Source organism: Flavicella marina (genome assembly GCF_009193215.1).
Lineage (GTDB): Bacteria > Bacteroidota > Bacteroidia > Flavobacteriales > Flavobacteriaceae > Flavicella > Flavicella marina.
In genome coordinates, this window is the sequence record NZ_VYVA01000006.1 from 107,514 (window position 1) to 128,301 (window position 20,788).

Here is a 20,788-nt window from a genome sequence, read left to right on the forward strand (position 1 = left end):
GTTTAGTACTGAGGGTTTTGTGTTAAATTAGGATTTACTAAAATCGCATTTGCAGGAATAGGGTAGATGTTTCTATGACTTGAAACAGCTGTTCCATCAGGTAAATCTCCCTTAAATGGCCATAAATAATCACCTGTTGTAAATCTGTCGTATCTGATTAAATCAGTTCTTCTCAAACCTTCCCAGTACAATTCTCTAGAACGTTCATCCAAAATAAAATCTAATGTTACATCACCAGAAGTAATATTTCCGCTACTGTCTCCATATCCTCTTGTTCTTAAGATGTTAATATAGTTGGTTGCATCTGCAATAGATCCACCAGTTCCACCTCTGACCACTGCCTCAGCATAGTTTAGATAAATTTCTGCCAAACGAATCATCGGAGTATCCATATCAACCTGATCTCCATTAGGGTCGCTACCAGCATTACCATCTTTATCAACGTTTTTGAATTTTGTTATAGCATACCCATCTTCAAATGTATTTGCGATGGTTGTAATTTCATAGTTTTGTTGATCTGTGTGGAACATCGCTCTTTTGTCTGCCCATGCAATTGGTTCTCCATCGCCGTTTGTTGCATTTGCTTCAAATTTAGATACCAAAGCTTTTGTGGTTCTAAGACCTGCCCATCCACCATTTACACCGAAATGTGTTGGGTTCATTGTACCTCCGATAGATGCATGTACTAAATAAGTTACACCTCCCCAAGTTTGAGACTCAATTCCATCAAAGCTAATCGTGAAAATAAATTCGTTTTGTGCACCATTGCTATCGCTATCAGCTAAAAACATATCGTCGTAAGCAGTACCATTACCATTCACATCAGTCATATGGATTGAATATCCAGAACTGATAACTTTGTTTGAGTAAGTAATACAGTCAGAATACCTGTTTTCACCAATAAAAACCTCTGCATTCAAATACATTCTAGATAACAACGCTTGTGCAGCAGTTTCATCTACTCTTCCGTATTCGTTTGCTCTAGAGTTTTTTAACAGTCCTTCAATTTCTTTCAATTCTGTCTCAATAAAAGCGAATATTTCTTTTCTATTGCTTTGTTGTGGTAATTCAGTTTGAATTTTTGTTACTAAAGGTACATTTGCAAACAAGTCCATCAAGTTGTAATAAGCATAAGCTCTTAAAAAACGAGCTTCAGCAATAAAACTTTTTACTTCATCATCTTCTGCTAATACCTGTGCGTTTTCGATAAATGAATTTGCAAAAGATACAGATTGCGCCAATCGGTAGTACATACCTTCAACAAAACCATTGCTTGATGTCCAGCTCATGGCATGTAAATCTGGCAAACCTGGGTTACCCCATCCATTCACGGCATGGTCTGTAGTTAATTCTTGAAAGTTATGTAGCATTCTTGTGTATTGAGAAGAACCTTCATCAATTCCACTAATATCTGGGTCTCCATCAGGACCTTTTTGTCCTGTTAGTGCAAATGCGGCATATACTTTAGCTAAGGCACTTTTCGCTTCCGTTGGATTTGCAAATACGTCCAACTCAGTAAAACTATCTGGATCAATAGGTGTTTGGTCTAAATCACTAATACAAGAGAAAAGCAAAGTAGAAGCTAACACGCAGGCTATTGAGGTTTTTATATATTTTATCATGGTTTCTTAGTTTTTATTAAAAGTTAGCATTTAATCCTAACATAAATGTTCTTGGTCTCGGGTAGAATTCATCATCGATTCCACCGCTAATTTCTGGATCTAACCCATCGTAGTCCGTTACGATTAAGGCATTTTGAACAGATCCGAAGAAACGAAGTCCAAGTTTGTCAAACTTTTTGAATTTAGGTAAAGTATATCCAAGAGTAATATTGTCAATTTTAAAGAAAGACGCATCTCTAACATAGTAATCACTTAATAAATTTGTGTCAGTGATAAATTCAAATCCTGAATTTAAATAATCAGTACTTAAGTTACTCAAGATGTTGTTTTCTGTAGCTCTTTTTTCGTAAGACAAAGAAGAAGCCGTGTTGTTATAGTTGTAATTTCCAAAGCTTGCACGTGTTACAACACTCAAATCCCAATTTTTATAGTTCAAATTAGTATTTAGGCCCATAGTGATGTCTGCGTTAGGGTCTTTGTAAAAATAACGATCTTCATCATTGATGATTCCATCGTTTGTTCGATCGACAAAAACGCCTTCAAGAGGTTTTCCTTGTTCATCATACACTTGCTCATAAACATAATAAGAGAAAGCCGGTTTACCTTCTTGGTGTCTTTGAACCGTGTTGTTTGTTCCTCCAGAAATACCACCAACGTTTTGAGTATCAGGCATTCTTGTTATAGTATTTACATTATATGCAAGATTGAATCCGATAGTCCATTTCCAATCTTCGGTTCTAACTGGAATCGTATTGAAAACAAATTCAATACCTCTATTTTCCATATCCCCAACATTTGAGTCGATAGAGTTGGCAAAATTTGTAAATGGATCAACAGCACTGTTGATAATTAAATCTTTCGTGATTTTGTTGTAAGCATCGATAGAACCATAAATTCTTCCGTTTAAGATACTGTAGTCGATACCTGCGTTAAATGTAGTTCCGATTTCCCATTTTAAATTTTCATTAATTGGTTCAGGTCTATAAGTCTGATAAAATGAGTCTCCAAATTGATATGAGGCTCCATTGATACTCTTGTTGTATCGTGTAATAAATTGATAATCACCCAATCCGTTCACATTACCAACTTGTCCATACCCAACACGAACTTTTAAATTGTCGATTACTTTAGATTCTTTTAAGAACTCTTCATTTGTAACATTCCAAGCCAAGGCTGCTGAAGGAAAATAACCCCACCTGTCATCTGGATTTAATTTTGAAGATGCATCTGCTCTTAAAGTTGCAGTTAATAGGTATTTGTCTTTGTAATTGTAGTTTGCTCTACCAAAGAATGAAACTAATACGTTTCTACTTTTGTTTATTTCAGCAGGCAGTACATTGTCTTCCGAGCTTTTCAAATAATTTGTAGTTTGTGAATAATCATTAAAATCAAATTTTTGATAAGAATAACCAGTCATAAGACCAAAGCTATGGTCTTCATTTACATCTTTATTGTAGTTCAAATAAAAGTCAACTAAACTATTGGTTGCTTTGTTGTTGTAGGTGTTATTAGAACCATCAAAATCGCTGTTTGACGCTGGCATAAGTCCATTTACAATAGCAGAACCATTAGATTCAGAAGCATCAACCCCGACGTTTAATACAGCTGACAATTCAGGTAAGAAATGCATTTTGTAATCTAATTTGGCGTTTGCAATTAATCTGTTAATATCAGATTTGTCTTCTTTTAAGTTTAGCAAAGCCATAGGGTTTGTTGGAGCTAAATTGTATTTGTTCCCAGTAGCTGGATCGAACCATGTTGAGTAACCTCCGTATTTAGAGTTTGCATCATAAATTGGTTGGGTTGGATCGTATCCAACAGCTGAACCAATCGCATCTCTATTGGCAAAATTGTTTTTAATGAAAGAAGCATTTGCATTTATGGCTACTTTTAAATGGTCGTCAAAGAACTGAGGTGTCAATGTAAGTTTTGCAGTAGTTCTTTTCATGTTGTCAGTTTTCAAAATACCATTCGTATCTGTATATCCTGCAGAAAATCGATAAGGTACCTCTTTCAAACTACCAGAAACACTAACATTGTTTTCTGTACTAATTGCTTCTTGATATATTTCTTCTTGCCAATCAGTACGTGCACCACCTAATCGTGCAATTTCTGCAGGTGTACCTACAGAGTTTACCAATTCTGTGAATTGATCTGTATTTAATACAGAAACTTTATTCATGATTTGTGAGATAGCAACACTTGAATTAAAAGAGACTTTAGTTTCTTGACCCAGATGACCTTTTTTAGTGGTAATCATAATTACCCCATTTGCAGCTCTAGATCCAAAAATAGCTGTTGAAGAAGCATCTTTTAAAACAGTCATGTTTAAGATGTCATTCGGATTTACAGAATTTAAGATGTTTCTAGATCCACCAACGCCTCCATCATTCATAGGTACACCATCAATTACGATCAATGGGTTGTTTGTCAAACTCAAAGAACTGTTTCCACGAATACGAATTTCTTGTCCGTCTCCAGGAGCACCTCCACTTGTTGTAACTACAACCCCGGCAACTTTACCTTGAATTAATGAAGGAGCTGCAACTACAGGTCCAGGGTTAAAGTCTTTAACTCCCGCTACTGCAACAGATCCTGTTAAATCTTTTTTACGTGCAGTACCATACCCTACAACTACAACTTCATCAAGTGCTTGAGAATCGTCTTCTAGATAAATGGTTAAATCTTGATTTGCAGAAGCTGCTTGTTCTATTGTTTTAAACCCAACATAAGAAAAAACTAATACGTTTTCGCTAGTTGATGAGTTCAATTCAAAATTTCCGTCAAAATCAGTAGAGGTTCCGGTTGCGGTTCCTTTAATGATTACGCTTACTCCTGGGAGTCCTTCACCAGAAGATTGCTCAATAACCTTTCCTTTCAATATCGTTTGTGCAAACGAACTGAAGGACATAAGGCAGAGAATTCCAATTGAAAATAAATATTTTTTATTCATACAGATTGATTCTTAAGTTACGTTAATTTGGTTTAGATTTTTAACAATATGTTCACATTTCACTCTTCGAAACTATAGAGAAATGTTTGGTTGAAAAAAACGAAAAACCCACGAAAACGTTTTCGTGTTAATAACTTTTCTTACTCTAACGTTGTAGTAATTTGTTTCGTAAATTACATTTATATTAAAAATAGGTTAATTTTTGGTTAATTATGTAAAATACAATGTTAGTTTGTGATAAATAAACAAATGTTGATGCCTGGGTTGTGAGGTCTGTTTTCTTGGTTTTATATATGAAAAGTTAGCTCCAAGAAACGAATATTTGAAAAGAAAAAGTTTATTTTTGTTTGAACCAACCTAAATACTTTCAAAAAGAAAAGTAAATGAAACCAAAAATCACTTTAAAAGCAATTGCCAAAGAATTTGGTGTTTCTATTTCTACAGTCTCAAAATCTCTTAAGAATAGCAATGAAATTAGTTTAGAAATGCGTGAAAGAATTCAAGCTTTTGCCAATTACTATAACTACAGGCCGAATAGTTTTGCCATAAAGCTTAGAAATCAGAAAACCTTAGTATTAGGTGTAGTAATTCCGGAGATCACCCATCACTTTTTTTCAAAAGTCATTAGTGGAGTAGAGCAAGCGGCGAATCAAAGAGGTTATAATGTGATGGTATGCTTGTCGAACGAATCGCATCAAAAAGAGATGATGAATGTTGCTATGTTGGCAAACGGAAGTGTTGATGGTTTGTTAGTTTCTATAGCAAACGAAACACAAAATAAGAGAGATTTTAAGCATTTTCAAGAGTTGATAGATGAAGAAATTCCCTTTGTTCTTTTCGATAGAGTTGAAGATACTATAGCTTGTGATAAAGTTGTGATTGATGATGTTAAAGGTGGTTACAATGCTACCAAATATCTTATAGATACAGGTGCTAAAAGGGTAGGCATGTTAACAACACCCGACTATGTTGATGTAGGTTACAAAAGAAAGGTTGGTTATGAAAAGGCAATTGAAGAAGCAGGTTTACCAGTGGATGAATCTTTGATTTTAAAGGTGAATAAAGAAAAAGACATTGCTGAACAAATCAATTCGATGATTGACAGAGAAGACCATCCTGATGCAATTTTTGCAGTGAACGAAATATATGCAGCCATTGCAATAAAAACTGTGCAGAGTAGGGGAATGAATGTACCCAATGACATAGCAGTAATCGGTTTTACAGATGGTTTGGTATCGCAATATGCATCTCCTTCAATCACAACAATGGAGCAACATGGTTTTACTATGGGAATGCAAGCAGCAAATATGTTAGTAGATCGATTAGAATCAGATGTTCATGCTCCATATACGACAAAAGTAGTGAGTACAAGCCTGAAAGTTAGAGCGTCTACAAAAAAAGAATAAGTTTTATTTATTGTAGGTTTTAAAAGGGTTCACGTGTAATTAAATGACTGGAAAATAGCATGTTTCAAAAAAATATTTTCTATTTAATTTGTTTTTTCAAAAAAATATAATTTACCTTTGTACTCGAACATAGCGTTCAGTTTTATCAATATTTCACACTTCACACATTTAAAATATAGATAAAGACGCTACTGTCCTTACTATATTTATATCACAAATTTACTTGTATATTTAATCAGTTTTGAATTGAATATAGAATTTGTCGATAACATTCAATTAATGTCAAATATAGATAAGATGAAGAAAAAAATTCTGAGTTTTTGGGAAATCTGGAACATGAGTTTTGGGTTTTTAGGAATCCAATTCGGCTTTGCTTTGCAAGGTGGGTTTATGTCAAGAATATTTCAAACGCTAGGTGCGGATGAACATGATATTCCTATGTTATGGATTGCAGCACCTTTGACAGGGTTGTTGGTACAACCAATTATTGGTTATTTAAGTGATCGAACTTGGCATCCTAGGTTGGGTCGTCGTAGACCTTATTTTTTAATAGGGGCCGTATTGAGTTCTATCGCTTTGTTTTTAGTTCCTCATTCTCCAACTTTATGGATTGCAGCTGGTTTCCTTTGGGTATTAGATGCCTCAATCAACATCAGTATGGAGCCTTTCAGGGCTTTGGTTGCAGATAAATTAGATGATTCTCAAAGATCGTATGGTTTTGTTATGCAAACATTGATCATTGGTATCGGAACATGGGTTGCTAGTAATTTACCTTGGTTTATTTCTTATTTAGGAGTAAGCAATGAAGCTGGTCCAGGAGTTTTGCCAATGTCTGTAAAGATCGCATTCGGAATTGGAGCTTTCGTTTTTTTAACAAGTATCTTATTTACAATTTTTACTACTTCTGAATACCCACCTGAAGATATGGAGGCATTCGAAGAAGAGAAAAAGAAGAAAGGAACCTTTATTTCTGATATTAAAGAAAATATTGGAAGTATGCCTTCTACCATGCGTAAGCTAGGTTTGGTACAGTTTTTCAGTTGGTTTGCCTTTTTTACTATGTGGAGTTTGGCAACACCAGCTTTAACAGAACATGTGTTTCAATCACCGGTTCCCGTGGAATCTCTTTACAATATGGAAATAGCATCTGAAAAGGCTGCTTACCTTAGTGCAAATGGTGCATATCAAACTGCAGCTGATTTGGTGGGGTCTTATATGGGAGTTTATGGGTTATCATCTATGGGATTTGCTTTGCTAATGGTTTTGTATACTTCTAAAAGACGTATCAACCGAAAAATCGTACATATGGTTTCTTTAATTTTAGGAGGAATCGGATTTTTGTCGATGTATTTAATTCCATCACCTTCTTGGTTGATAGTTTCTTTTTCATTAGTTGGAATAGCATGGGGTAGTATTTTATCTATGCCTTATGCAATGTTATCGAGTTCAGTCGATCCTAAAAAAATGGGTGTGATTATGGGAATTTTCAATATGTTTATTGTATTGCCTCAGATTACAGCAGCATTAGGAGGCGTAAATTTTGCGTATAAATTGTTGGGAGACGAGTCTATTTTTGCAATGGTTGTTGCAGGAATTAGTCTTATCGTAGCGGGTTTATGTAATTTATTAATTACAGATAAGAATGCAATTTCTTATCAAATACCTGAATAGAAATGGAAAGAAAAGGTTTTATTTTTGATTTGGATGGTGTAATTGTCGATACAGCAAAATACCATTACCTCGCTTGGAAAGAGTTAGCCGATCAATTGGGCATTAATTTTACAGAAGAACACAACGAACTACTAAAAGGTGTAAGCAGAGCTCGATCTTTGGATATATTGTTAAGTGTTGGAGATGTGGTTTTATCTGATGCCGACAAGAAAATGTATATGGAGCAAAAAAATTCACGTTACTTATCGTATGTTGCTCAAATGGACGATAGTGAAATACTACCAGGTATAAAGGAATTGTTGACTTATTTGCATAAAAACAATGTGCCTTTTTCATTAGGTTCTGCTAGTAAAAATGCACGTGTAATTTTAGAAGGTGTTAATTTATTAGATGCATTTACAGCGATTGTAGATGGTAATGATGTTTCAAAAGCCAAGCCAGATCCTGAAGTGTTTTTGATAGCAGCTGATAAATTACAACTTAATCCAGAAAACTGCATAGTAATTGAAGATGCTGCAGCTGGAATCGAAGCTGCCAAAAGGGCTAAAATGATTAGTGTTGGTATTGGAGAAGAAGATATGTTAGGTGCTGCAGATTACCTCTTAAACAGTACTTCCAAATTATCAATAGCATTTGCTAAAAATCTGTTGAACTAAAAAATATTAAAATTTAGTATACGATTTCAAACCTAAAATGTAGAAATCGAAATTAAATTATGTGTGTTGTAAAACGGCATACATAGGTTGAATTTTGCCTTTATCTAACTATGGAGGCAGTAAAAAAATCTAGAAATGAATCAAAATTATATCATAGAAAACGAATGGTCAATCCTAGAAGAAGGGTTTGATCCTAAGAATGTTACTGCTTCTGAAAGTATCTTTAGTATAGGGAATGGAGTAATGGGACAAAGAGCGAATTTCGAGGAAAAATACTCAGGAGAAACGTTTCAAGGGAGTTATATAGGCGGGGTGTATTATCCAGATAAAACAAGAGTTGGATGGTGGAAAAATGGATACCCAGAATATTTTGCAAAAGTACTAAATGCTCCTAATTGGATAGGAATTAATGTTGTTGTAAATGGCATTGAGTTAGATTTAGCTAAAGCAAAAGTTTCTAAATTTAAAAGAGAATTAAATATGAAAGAAGGTTGGTTGCAGCGTTCTTTCGAAGCAGAATTGGTAAATGGAAATAAAATAGCCGTTTCTTCGTTGCGTTTTTTAAGTATGACTACTTCAGAAGTAGGAGCAATACGCTACAGTGTTACACCTCTAAATTTTTCGGGAGAAATAACTTTTTCACCTTATTTGGATGGTGGAATTAGCAATGAAGATACGAATTATGATGAGCTGTTTTGGGAAGTTTTAGACGTGCAACATGAAGGGGACTTTGCTTCAGTTTTAGCAAAAACCTTGAAAACAGAATATCATGTAAGTACAGCCATGCAAATAGAACTTGCATTGGATTCTGAAAAATGTGAATTAGTACCTGTTGTAACAAAAAATGAGAAGAGTATTGAGTTTTCTTATAGTGCTCAGGTTTCAGAAAATAAAAGTTTTACGATTTATAAATATGGAGGGTATGTTCATTCTATGAATCACGAAATCAATAGTTTACAATCAAATTCAAAAAAATCATTGGCAACTGCAGTGGATACAGGTTTCGATACTTTGTTGACGAATCAGGTTGCATATTGGAATAATGCTTGGGAAACAGCAGATATTGTTATTGATGGAGATGTAAAAGCCCAGCAAGCAATCCGTTTTAATATTTTTCAATTAACACAAACGTACACAGGTGAAGATGCAAGGTTGAATATTGGTCCTAAAGGTTTTACAGGTGAAAAATATGGAGGAAGTACTTACTGGGATACTGAAGCGTATTGTATTCCATTTTATATGCGTACTAAAGACCCTGTAGTAGCGAGAAATTTATTAGTATATCGTCACAATCAATTGGGGAAAGCAATAGAAAATGCAGAGAAATTAGGTTTTACAAACGGAGCTGCTTTGTATCCGATGGTTACAATGAACGGTGAAGAGTGTCATAATGAATGGGAAATTACTTTTGAAGAAATTCACAGAAATGGTGCCATGATTTACGCAATTAACAACTATGTAAATTATACAGGAGATTATAGTTATATCCCTGAATTGGGTATGGAAGTTATGATTGCTGTCGCTCGTTTTTGGCATCAAAGAGCAACTTTTTCTGAAGACAAAAATCAGTATGTGATTTTAGGAGTTACAGGACCAAACGAATATGAAAACAACATTAATAATAATTTTTATACAAATTATCTAGCAAAATGGTGTATCGAATATGCTGTTGAGAATTTATCGAAAATTGAAAAGGAGTACAGTAAGGATTATTCAAGAATTATTGAATTGACCAATTTAACAGCTCAAGAAATAGAAGCTTGGTTGAACGTGTCAAGCAATATGTACTTCCCTTACAGCGATAAACATGAGGTGTTTTTGCAGCAAGATGGCTTCTTAGACAAAGAATTGATTCCAGTATCTCAATTGTCGAAAGAAAATCGACCGATCAATCAAAAGTGGTCTTGGGATAGAATTCTAAGGTCGTGTTATATAAAACAAGCAGATGTATTGCAAGGGTTTTATATGTTTGAGAATCATTTTGATAAAAACGAGATTGAGAAACACTTTGATTTTTATGAGCCGTTAACCGTTCACGAATCATCACTTTCTCCTTGTATTCATTCAATTTTAGCTGCTTCAATAGATCGTATGCCAAAGGCGTATGAACAATATTTAAGAACATCGAGATTAGATTTAGATGATTACAACCATGAAGTGCACGAAGGTTTGCACATTACTTCAATGGCGGGTACATGGATGTCTATCGTTGAAGGATTCGGAGGAATGCGAGTTTGGAGCGATGGCAAATTGATTTTCAACCCTCAAATTCCAAAAGAATGGAATTCATATTCGTTTAAAGTGAATTTTAGAGGTGTAACGTTAAAAGTTGAAAAATCTCAAAACGATTGTAAGTTTATCAATGAATCTGCAGAACAAGTATCTGTTTATATTGATGATAAGAAAGTAGTGGTACCAGCGCAAGAAAGTGTTGTTGTGGTTGCTGCTGCAGTATGATTTTAGATTAGGTTTTTGAGTTTGGGGTGTTGGTATAAATAAATCAATTCCCCAAATAAAACCTAAAATATTGTATGTAAATTAGAACAAAAAATTAAAGATGATGAAGCAATTATTCTTATTCCTTTTTTTGTGTTTTGGACTGCAGGTTCAAGGGCAAAATTCACAAAGAGAATTCATAGAAGTTAAGAAGTACGATTCTTATATAGAGATTTCTGTAAGTGACGGAGTTTATAAAATTCAAGCTTTGTCTGATTTAATTTTTGAAACAACATTTACTCCTTTAAAAAAGCAAAAATCAATTCCTTCTCATGCAGTGGTGTTACAACCAACAATATTGAAAACTCAATTTGAGAATCACGAAAATCAAGTTGTTTTTGGAACGAAGGATTATCAGGCAATTATCAACAAAGCGCCTTTTCAAATTAGGTATCAATATCTAAATAGAACGCTACTATCTGAGAATTTAGGCTTTGTAGATAATGACACGTTGCAGATAATTGATTTTTCAATCGATAGTAAAGAAGCATTGTATGGAACTGGTGCAAGGGCTTTAGGAATGAATCGCAGAGGCAATCGTTTAGAATTATATAACAAAGCTCATTATGGATATGAAACTCAATCTGAATTGATGAATTTCACCATGCCAATTGTATTGTCGTCAAAAAGATATTTAGTGCATTTCGATAATCCACAAACGGGTTGGATTGATCTCGATAGTCATCAAAACAATTCGTTACGCTATGAGAGCATTGGTGGTAGAAAAACGTATCAGGTAATTGCTGGTGTTAGTTGGAGGTCTTTAATGAATTCTTATACAAATTTGACGGGGAAACAACCGATACCACCAAGGTGGTCATTCGGGAACTTCGCAAGTAGATTCGGATATCATTCAGAGTCAGAGGCTAGAGCTGTGGTTGCTAAATTCAAAGAAGACGAAATACCGCTCGATGCAATAATTTTTGATTTGTATTGGTTCGGAAAAGATATTCAAGGCACTATGGGAAATTTCGAGTTTTTAAAAGATTCTTTTCCTGAGCCGAAAAAAATGATCACTGATTTTAATGCTAAAGGAGTAAAAACTGTATTGATAACGGAACCTTTTATTTTAAAGACTTCGAAAAAATGGGAAGAAGCAGTTGCAAAAGATATATTAGGGAAAAAGAAGAATGGAACTCCTTATGTGTACGATTTTTATTTTGGTACCACAGGGTTGATAGATATTTTTAAGGAAGAAGGGAAAAATTGGTTTTGGGATGTATATAAAAGATACGCTGATATTGGCGTTGCTGGTTGGTGGGGAGATTTAGGTGAGCCAGAGGTACATCCAGAAGATTTGATTCATGCAAATGGTACGGCTAATGAAGTACACAATGTATATGGGCACTATTGGGCAAAACTTATTGCGGAAGGTTACAAAACAGCGTATCCAGAAACGAGACCGTTTGTATTAATGCGAGCAGGTTATTCTGGTTCTCAACGATTCGGAATGATTCCATGGTCAGGTGATGTAAATAGAACCTGGGGAGGTTTACAGTCTCAGATGGAAATATCACTTCAAATGGGAATGCAAGGGATGGCCTATATGCATTCTGATTTGGGCGGGTTTGCCGGGAACTACGAAGATGATGAGTTGTATACACGTTGGTTGCAATATGGAGTTTTTCAACCCGTATTTAGACCACATGCTCAAGAGGAGTTGGCTTCAGAGCCAATCTTTAAGAATGATTTCACAAAGTCATTAGCAAAAAAGGCAATCGAACTTCGTTATCAATTATTGCCCTACAATTATACATTAGCATTTGAGAATAATCAATCAGGAATGCCGTTTATGCGTCCCTTGTTTTTTGAAGAACCAGAAAATGAAAATTTGTTGAATGTTGCCTCGACCTATTTATGGGGGAATGACTTATTAGTACATCCTGTTGTAGAAAAATCTAAAAAGAAAAGTGTTGTCTATTTTCCAAAAAGAAACAATTGGTTTGATTTTTATTCGGGTCGTAAGTATAAAGGAGGGACAACAGAAATGGTGGATTTACAAATAGAAAACATACCTGTTTTTGTAAGAGGAGGAGCCTTGATTCCGATGATCAAAACCATTCAAAACACAGAACAATATTCGATTGCTAATTTTGATTTACATTATTATTTTGATAAATCAGTTCTCTCTAGCAAGTCACAATTATACCAAGATGATGGAAAAACAGCCGAAGCTTTTGAAAAAGGATTGTACGAGCTTTTAGATTTTGAAACCGTAGTTAAGAAAAAATCAATCATCCTAACAATCGATACAGTGGTTGGAAGTGAATACACATCACAAGACAAAAAAATGAACCTTGTAGTTCATAATTTTTCAGAAAAACCTGAAAAAATTATTTCTAATGGAAAAAAAATAAAGTTTGAGTATACAAACAATACCATAGTCGTTGAGGTTGCTTTGGAGCTTAATAACAAAATAAAAATATGTTTATAATGGTCAGATTTTTTAAAATAAATATTTTAATACTTTTTGTTTTGCTGCTTTCAAACTGCAAACAAAATAGCGTGGAAAAAATAACATCAGAAGCACCTTTTGTATGGGAAGCTGCAAATGTATATTTTTTGTTAACAGATCGTTTCTGTAATGGAAATACCACCAATGATGTGAATTTTGATAGAACCCAAAAAACAGCAACACTACGAGGTTTTAAAGGTGGAGATTTACAAGGGATAACGAAAAAAATAAATGAGGGATATTTTAATAAATTAGGAATCAATGCCATTTGGATGACCCCAATTTTTGAGCAAATTCATGGGTCAGTGAATGAAGGTTCCGGCGTTACATATGGTTTTCATGGGTATTGGATGAAAGATTGGACAAAACTTGACCCGAATTTTGGCACAAAACAAGACTTGAAAGATTTGGTGGAAACAGCACATGAACATGGAATTAGAATACTGTTAGATGCTGTTGTAAACCATACAGGTCCGGTTACGGATATAGACCCCGTTTGGGAAGAAGCTTGGGTAAGAACATCTCCAACATGTACATATCAAGATTATGAAAGTACTGTAACTTGTACTTTGGTGAAGAATTTACCAGATGTAAAAACAGAATCTGATGATGAAGTTTTACTTCCTAAACATCTAGAAGAAAAATGGAAAACAGAGGGGAGGTTTGAACAAGAAAAAAATGAGTTGGATACTTTTTTTAAAGAAACAGGGTATCCGAGAGCACCACGATTCTATATCATGAAGTGGTTAGCAGATTATGTCAGAGAATTTGGGATTGATGGTTACCGTGTGGATACGGTAAAGCATACGGAAGAATCTGTGTGGAAAGAGTTTAAGGAAATTTGTGAAGCTGCGTTTTTAGATTGGAAAAATGATCACCCGAAAGTAGTATTAGATGATAATTCTTTTTTTACTGTAGCTGAAGTATATAATTTTAATATTAGCACCGCTACTGCTTTTGACTTCGGAGATAAAAAGGTAAACTATTATGAAAATGGGTTCAATAGCGTTATTAATTTTGAGTTTAAATACAATGCTAATAATTCGTATGAAGAACTATTTTCGAGATATTCAGAAATTTTGAATACACAATTGAAAGGCAATTCGATAATGAATTATTTTTCTTCTCACGATGACGGGCAACCTTTTGATGCGAATCGAGAAAAAAATAAAGAATCTGCAATCAAATTATTATTGACACCAGGTATTTCACAAGTCTATTATGGAGACGAGTCAGATCGTCCTTTGGTAATTCCAAACACTATTGGTGATGCTACTTTAAGGTCTTTTATGAATTGGGAAGCCATAGAAAAAGATAGTTCAACACAAGCAAAAGTGGCTTTTTGGGGTGTGTTAGGTAGGTTCAGGAGAGATAATCCTGCTGTGGGTGCGGGTGTACATCAAATGTTATCGCAGTCACCTTATGTATTTGCTAGAACGTATAAAATGGGGGATTACGCTAATAAAGTGATAGTAGGATTAGAATTACAGAAAGGTGAAAAAGAATTAGTTGTATCGGATGTTTTTGCAGATGGAACTATATTGGTAGATGCTTGTTCTGGACATGAAGTTATGGTGAGAAACGGTCATGTTGTGTTAGATACAGATTATGATTTAGTATTGTTGGCAATAAAGAAATAGAACTATGAAGAAGATTGGTATAGTAGTATTTGGAGTATTGATGTTATTTGCTTGTGAAAATAGAAGCAAAGTACAGGACAAAAAAACAGTTGAACAAAAAAAAGTAGTTTATCAAGTGTTTACACGATTGTTTGGGAACACGAAAACAACAAATAAGGCTTGGGGAACTAAAGAAGAGAATGGAGTAGGGAAATTTATCGATTTTTCAGAGAAAGCATTGTCAGAAATTAAGAAATTAGGAGTTACACATATTTGGTATACGGGGGTTTTACATCATGCAATGGTTACCGACTATACAGATTATGGCATTTCTAACGACGATCCAGATGTGGTAAAAGGACGAGCAGGTTCTCCATATGCGGTTAAAGATTATTACAATGTAGATCCTGATTTAGCAGTGAATCCTGAAAAGCGTATGCAAGAATTTGAAGCATTGATTGAAAGAACACACAACGCCGGTATGAAAGTGATTATCGATATAGTGCCAAATCACATTGCCAGAAAATACGAGGGTAAGTCTAACCCTGAGGGAGTGAAAGATTTTGGTGCAAATGATGACACTACTAAAGAGTATGATAGAAACAATAACTTTTATTATGTGGTAGGAGAAGAGTTTAAAGTACCTAAACCGTTACATAATTACAAGCCATTAGGAGGAGAGAACCACATAGGTGTTGATGGTGAGTTTATTGAGAATCCTGCGAAATGGACGGGAAATGGCTCAAGGTTGGCACAGCCAAATTTTTATGATTGGTATGAAACTGTAAAAATAAATTATGGGGTAAGACCTGATGGAACCAAAGATTTTTCTGTACTTCCAAAAGGATATGCGTTAAAAGAAGCTAAAGAACATTTTGAGTTTTGGAAAGGGCAAGAAGTCCCCGATTCATGGAATAAATTTAAAGACATTGCATTGTTTTGGTTGGGTAAAGGAGTTGATGGTTTTAGGTATGATATGGCAGAAATGGTTCCGGTTGAATTTTGGAGTTATATGAATTCTTCCATCAAGATGAAAAATAAGGATGCTTTCTTGTTGGCGGAGGTGTACAATCCTGACCTGTATAGAGACTATATTCATTTAGGGAAAATGGATTATTTATATGATAAGGTAGCGCTGTACGATAGTATCAAAAAAATAGTTCAAGAAAAAGGAAGTACGGATGCGATTTCGATGATTGTTGATGATTTAAAAGATATAGAACACAATATGTTGCATTTTTTAGAGAATCACGACGAGCAGCGCTTTGCAAGTGCTGAATTTGCAGGAAGCTCTAAGAAAATAAAACCAGCAATGATTGTTTCGGCAACATTAACAAGTGCACCTACGATGCTATACTTTGGACAAGAAGTTGGAGAAAAAGCAGAAGAAAATGCTGGTTTTGGTACAGCAACACGTACCTCAATTTTTGATTACATTGGAGTGCCGGCACATCAGCGATGGATGAATAATGGAGCGTTCGATGGAGGACAGCTTTCAAAGGGAGAACAAGAATTAAGAGCGTTTTATAAGACATTGTTGAATTTTACAATAAATAGCAGTGCCCTGATGGGAGACTTTTATGATTTACATTCCTATAACAGGATGAATTCAGAGATGTATAATAACTTGCATTATGCATTTGCTCGATGGTCTGAAAACGAGCAGTTAATCATTTTTGTGAATTTTGATAAAAATATTACAAATCAACTCGTGCTGCACCTTCCAAAAGACTTAATTACAACATTTAATCTAAATGACGGAACATATACTTTGAAGGATCAGTTAGGTGGTAATGCAAAGCATAAATTGGTTGTGAAAAATGGTTTGGGTTTTATTAGGATCCATGCAAATGGCTTAGACGGATTTATTTTTAAAATTCAATAAATACATTGTTTTTTAAGCGTTGAAAGTACGTTTAATTTTATGGAAATGAGTGATCTGATGTTGTTCATACCTTCGAAAACGATATAGTATCGATAGTTGTTGTTAGTTCAAATATGTTATAATATATTTGAGAAAAATTAAACGAAAACTTATGATTTTAATAGCAGACGGAGGATCAACTAAAGTAGATTGGATTGCTTTAGATGAGAATAAAAATGAACTTTTTAAGGTAAGAACTCCAGGTTTAAATCCAGCAGTTGTTGATGAGAAAGTATTGAGAGAAAGAGTACTTTCAGCGAAAGAATTTTCTGAAAACTTAGAAAAAGTTACACAAGTTTTTTTCTATGGAGCTGGTTGTGGTACTGTTGTCGCTACTAAAATATTAAAAGATTTATTTGAAGAGCTTTTTTCTAATGCTGAGGTTGTTGTAGAAGAAGATATGTTGGCTGCAGTGTATGCGGCGACAGGAAGTGAACCTGCTATAGTATGTATTTTAGGTACGGGATCAAATAGTTGTTATTATGATGGAAAAGATATTTATTCTTCGACTGTTTCTTTGGGATATATGTTGATGGATGAAGCAAGCGGTAATTATTTTGGTAAACGTTTGATACGTAATTATTATTACAAAACTATGCCAGAAGATATTGCAAAAAAGTTTGAAGAATCTTACGATTTATCTCCAGATACGATCAAACATAATTTATACAAAGAACCTAATCCTAATACGTATTTAGCGGATTTTGCCAGTTTTATGTTCCAGTTTAAAGAGGAACAATTTGTAAAAGATTTAATGGAATCTGGATTTGAAGAGTTTTTTGTCACGAGGGTTTTACCTTATAAGAAAGACAAAGCAACTCCGATTTATTTTATAGGTTCGATTGCACATTATTTTTATGATATTCTTGAAAAGGTAGCTCAAAAACACGGATTGAATTTAGCGGGAGCTATTCAACGTCCAATAGATAATTTAATCAAATACCACAAAGAGCATTTAATCAAATAACGCTAATGTTCTTTCTAAAGCCATTCCTCTAGAGCCCTTTATGAGATAGGTGCAAGGAGTTGGTTCAAATGATTTACTAAAAGCCTCAAAAGAAGTATGCAAATTACCTTTTGAGGTTTTTACTTTTGAGAAATGTTCACCGATAAAATGTAATTGTTCGAAATCGAGTGATTGGGCATATTCTACAATATCTTGATGTTCTTTTTCGCTGTCAACACCGAGTTCAAACATATCACCTAAAATCACGACTTTATTTGCTGAACTCATTCTTGAGAAGTTGTCAAGAGCTGCTTTCATGCTAGTAGGGTTTGCATTGTATGCATCCAAAATAATTTTCGTCCCTTTTTTTTCTATTATTTGTGATCTGTTATTATCTGGGGTATAGTTCTCGATAGCAGATTTGATTTGTTCTGTGGTTATCTTGAAATGTTTTCCTATGGTAATTGCGGCCTTAATATTTGAAAAGTTATAGGTTCCTATTAAGTTTGTTTTTATTCTAGTTTTATCCAATGCAATCTCAAGAAATGGATTGGAATCAAGTAGCGTTATATTCTCGTAAAAATTGATGGAGGTGATATTTTCTGTTTTCGATACCTGGATGTGATCTTCAGGATTTACAAATGCAGTTTTTTCGTTCTTTTGTAGGTAAGTATATATTTCTGATTTACCTTTGATTACACCTTCAACGCCACCAAAACCTTCTAAGTGTGCTTTTCCAAAGTTTGTGATATATCCAAAATTTGGTTCGGCAATTGAACACAATAATTCAATTTCTTTTTGGTGATTTGCTCCCATTTCAACGATACCTATCTCCGTTTTATCTGAAAACGATAACAATGTTAAGGGCACTCCAATATGATTGTTGAAATTTCCTACTGTAGCTGTTGTTGTGTATTGGGTAGATAAAACACAATTAATTAACTCTTTTGTAGTTGTTTTTCCATTGCTGCCTGTAAGTGCAATGACTGGTATGTTTAGTTTTTTTCTATGATAGTTTGCAAGAGTTTGTAGGGTTGTTAAAACATCTTTTACTTGAATTAATTTACTATGTTTTTTGGTAGAGTCTACCTCGTCTACCACAGCATATGTAGCACCTGACTCTATGGCTTTTAATGCAAATTCATTTCCGTTAAAATTAGCTCCTTTTAGGGCGAAAAAAATACTATTGTTTTTAATTTTGCGTGTGTCTGTAGCGATGCCGCTTGATGCTATAAAAAGCTGATACAACTCAGAAATGTTCATTTGCAAACGTATTTATAATAAAAAACCTCACTAAGTTATAGTAAGGTTTTATTCAGTTAATTTTATCTTCTTATTTGTAATAAGGAGTTTTTTTAGATTCTGTCATGTTCCCTACTTTGTCTAAAGCACATCTAAATCCAATAAACTCAGTGGCCATATATTGTGGTAGGTATCTTCTTTGGGCTGGATCTAGCCAAAATTCTCGATCTCTCCAAGAACCTCCTTTGTATACTCTTGTTCTATCTCCAATTAAAGTAGTTCGTTTTTTGTCGTCAAACTTCGTCTCAAGTTCTCCAGTTTCATAGTCGAATGTAGTTACTGGGTCTAAAGGTGAATTGTACATTCTAGGGATAACTTCCATTTCGGTAATGTCTTTGTTGTAATATCTAGAATTCGTCAAATCCCCATCTCCTAAACTAGAATTGTCTGATTGAGTATAGTTAAAGCGAAGTTGTGCATCCTCTTCAGTTATAGGTTCGTAGATAACCCTACCAGGAATGTTTTTAGCCACGATTTTTCCGTTAGGTAGTGTATCATATAAAACATCATCGTAATCTGCAATCACAACTCTTCCTGTTTCATCTATAGATTTTTTCATAAATAGATTTCCTCGTACGTAGTTGAAGTCATTCATCTCAGTGTCGATATGAGGACGATATACGTCATACACCCATTCAGCAACATTTCCGGCCATGTCATACAAACCAAAAGCATTTGGAGGATAAGATTTTATGCGATTCGTAATGTCTGCACCGTCATTACTCCAACCAGCAATTCCACTGTAATCACCTCTTCCTTGTTTGAAGTTTGCTAGTTGGTCACCTCTATTGCTTCTAGAATTGTTTCTAGTGTATTTACCATCCCAAGGATATTTTTTTCTACCTCTAATGTTGTTGTATTCTCTGTTCTGAATAATTGCTTTCGCTGCATATTCCCATTCAGCCTCTGTTGGAAGTCTAAAATCTGGGTATAATATACCATCATGTGGTTTTACGTGTCTTCCTTTGAAGCCTTTTCTACCTTTAATAGTATCTTTTGTGATATCAGATCTTCTAATACTTTTTAATCCTTTGTTATAAATGCTTGAATCTCCATCAAAAAGGATATCTGGACTTGAATAATAAGCTTCTGTGTTGAAGTGGTTTTTACCTTCTACTAAAATAGAATCTTCATTGAATAGATTTTTAATGATTCCTAAGTCCATTAATATTTTTTCGTTCACACGATCGGTTCTCCATTCACAATAATCATTTGCTTGAGACCAACTTACTCCAACTACAGGGTAATTTGCATATGCAGGGTGACGTAAATAAGTTTCACTTAACGACTCATTACTACCTAATGCATTTCTCCAAACTAAAGTATCAGGTAAAGCCGCTTCATAAATATGACTATAATCATCGACTCTAGGAGGGAAAACTCTTTCTAACCACAGCAAATAAAATAAGTATTCTGAATTTGTAACTTCCGCTTCATCCATATAAAAAGAACGAATTTGCATTCTTCTAGGAGTTGTATTCCAATCAGACATAATATCATCCTGTACACTACCCATGGTAAAAGTACCTCCTTCAATCAAGACCATTGCAGGCGGTGTTTTGTGTTCTTTATACTTGTTATTTACAGCAAAGCCTCCATAATCTGGATCATTAAATTTCCAACCTGTTAACGTAGAGGTAGTTGAGCTTTTGTTTGAATTTGAATTTTTACTACAGCTTGAAATTCCTATGCTTAGAAGAACAAGGGCGAAAAATTTTATTTTAAACAATTGATTCAT

Annotated in this window: 12 protein-coding genes; 8 read left to right on the forward strand and 4 right to left on the reverse strand. The window is 34.4% G+C overall.

Going from position 1 to position 20,788, the window contains the following annotated elements:
* Positions 1-2: 2 nt before the first annotated feature.
* Complete coding sequence (locus tag F6P99_RS12280; RefSeq protein ID WP_152287787.1) at positions 3-1,622, reverse strand: RagB/SusD family nutrient uptake outer membrane protein; 1,620 nt, start codon at positions 1,620-1,622, stop codon at positions 3-5.
* A gap of 16 nt (positions 1,623-1,638) precedes the next feature.
* Positions 1,639-4,575 carry a SusC/RagA family TonB-linked outer membrane protein gene (locus F6P99_RS12285; RefSeq protein ID WP_226913075.1) on the reverse strand — a complete coding sequence of 979 codons (2,937 nt, stop codon included), beginning with the start codon at positions 4,573-4,575 and terminating at the stop codon, positions 1,639-1,641.
* A 383-nt stretch (positions 4,576-4,958) separates the two neighbouring features.
* Between F6P99_RS12285 and F6P99_RS12290 the strand changes: the two genes are divergently transcribed.
* From F6P99_RS12290 to F6P99_RS12325, 8 genes are all read left to right on the forward strand, one after another.
* On the forward strand, positions 4,959-5,981 hold the full coding sequence (locus tag F6P99_RS12290) for a LacI family DNA-binding transcriptional regulator (RefSeq protein WP_152287788.1): 1,023 nt from the start codon (positions 4,959-4,961) through the stop codon (positions 5,979-5,981).
* 297 nt (positions 5,982-6,278) lie between these two features.
* Positions 6,279-7,652, forward strand: coding sequence for an MFS transporter (locus F6P99_RS12295; protein WP_152287789.1), 1,374 nt, complete (start codon positions 6,279-6,281; stop codon positions 7,650-7,652).
* Between the two features lie 2 nt (positions 7,653-7,654).
* Positions 7,655-8,308, forward strand: coding sequence for a beta-phosphoglucomutase (gene pgmB, locus F6P99_RS12300; RefSeq protein WP_152287790.1), 654 nt, complete (start codon positions 7,655-7,657; stop codon positions 8,306-8,308).
* A 135-nt stretch (positions 8,309-8,443) separates the two neighbouring features.
* Complete coding sequence (locus tag F6P99_RS12305; protein WP_152287791.1) at positions 8,444-10,765, forward strand: glycoside hydrolase family 65 protein; 2,322 nt, start codon at positions 8,444-8,446, stop codon at positions 10,763-10,765.
* A gap of 100 nt (positions 10,766-10,865) precedes the next feature.
* Entirely contained in the window at positions 10,866-13,238 is a 2,373-nt protein-coding gene (locus F6P99_RS12310) for a glycoside hydrolase family 31 protein (RefSeq protein ID WP_152287792.1), read from the forward strand.
* Positions 13,238-14,899: an alpha-amylase family glycosyl hydrolase gene (locus F6P99_RS12315; protein ID WP_152287793.1), complete on the forward strand. Its 1,662-nt coding sequence runs from the start codon at positions 13,238-13,240 to the stop codon at positions 14,897-14,899. The genes F6P99_RS12310 and F6P99_RS12315 overlap by 1 nt, the downstream gene beginning before the upstream one ends.
* Positions 14,900-14,903: 4 nt before the next feature.
* Positions 14,904-16,763: an alpha-amylase family protein gene (locus F6P99_RS12320; protein WP_152287794.1), complete on the forward strand. Its 1,860-nt coding sequence runs from the start codon at positions 14,904-14,906 to the stop codon at positions 16,761-16,763.
* Between the two features lie 151 nt (positions 16,764-16,914).
* The gene (locus F6P99_RS12325; protein ID WP_152287795.1) at positions 16,915-17,769 is read left to right on the forward strand and encodes an N-acetylglucosamine kinase; all 855 of its coding nucleotides are present in this window, start codon (positions 16,915-16,917) and stop codon (positions 17,767-17,769) included.
* Here F6P99_RS12325 and F6P99_RS12330 read toward each other — a convergent pair.
* Positions 17,758-19,011 (reverse strand): UDP-N-acetylmuramoyl-tripeptide--D-alanyl-D-alanine ligase, encoded by a 1,254-nt coding sequence (locus F6P99_RS12330; RefSeq protein WP_152287796.1) that lies wholly within the window; start codon positions 19,009-19,011, stop codon positions 17,758-17,760. The genes F6P99_RS12325 and F6P99_RS12330 overlap by 12 nt on opposite strands.
* A gap of 70 nt (positions 19,012-19,081) precedes the next feature.
* Positions 19,082-20,788, reverse strand: a complete 1,707-nt coding sequence (gene gldJ, locus F6P99_RS12335) for a gliding motility lipoprotein GldJ (RefSeq protein ID WP_152287797.1) — start codon at positions 20,786-20,788, stop codon at positions 19,082-19,084.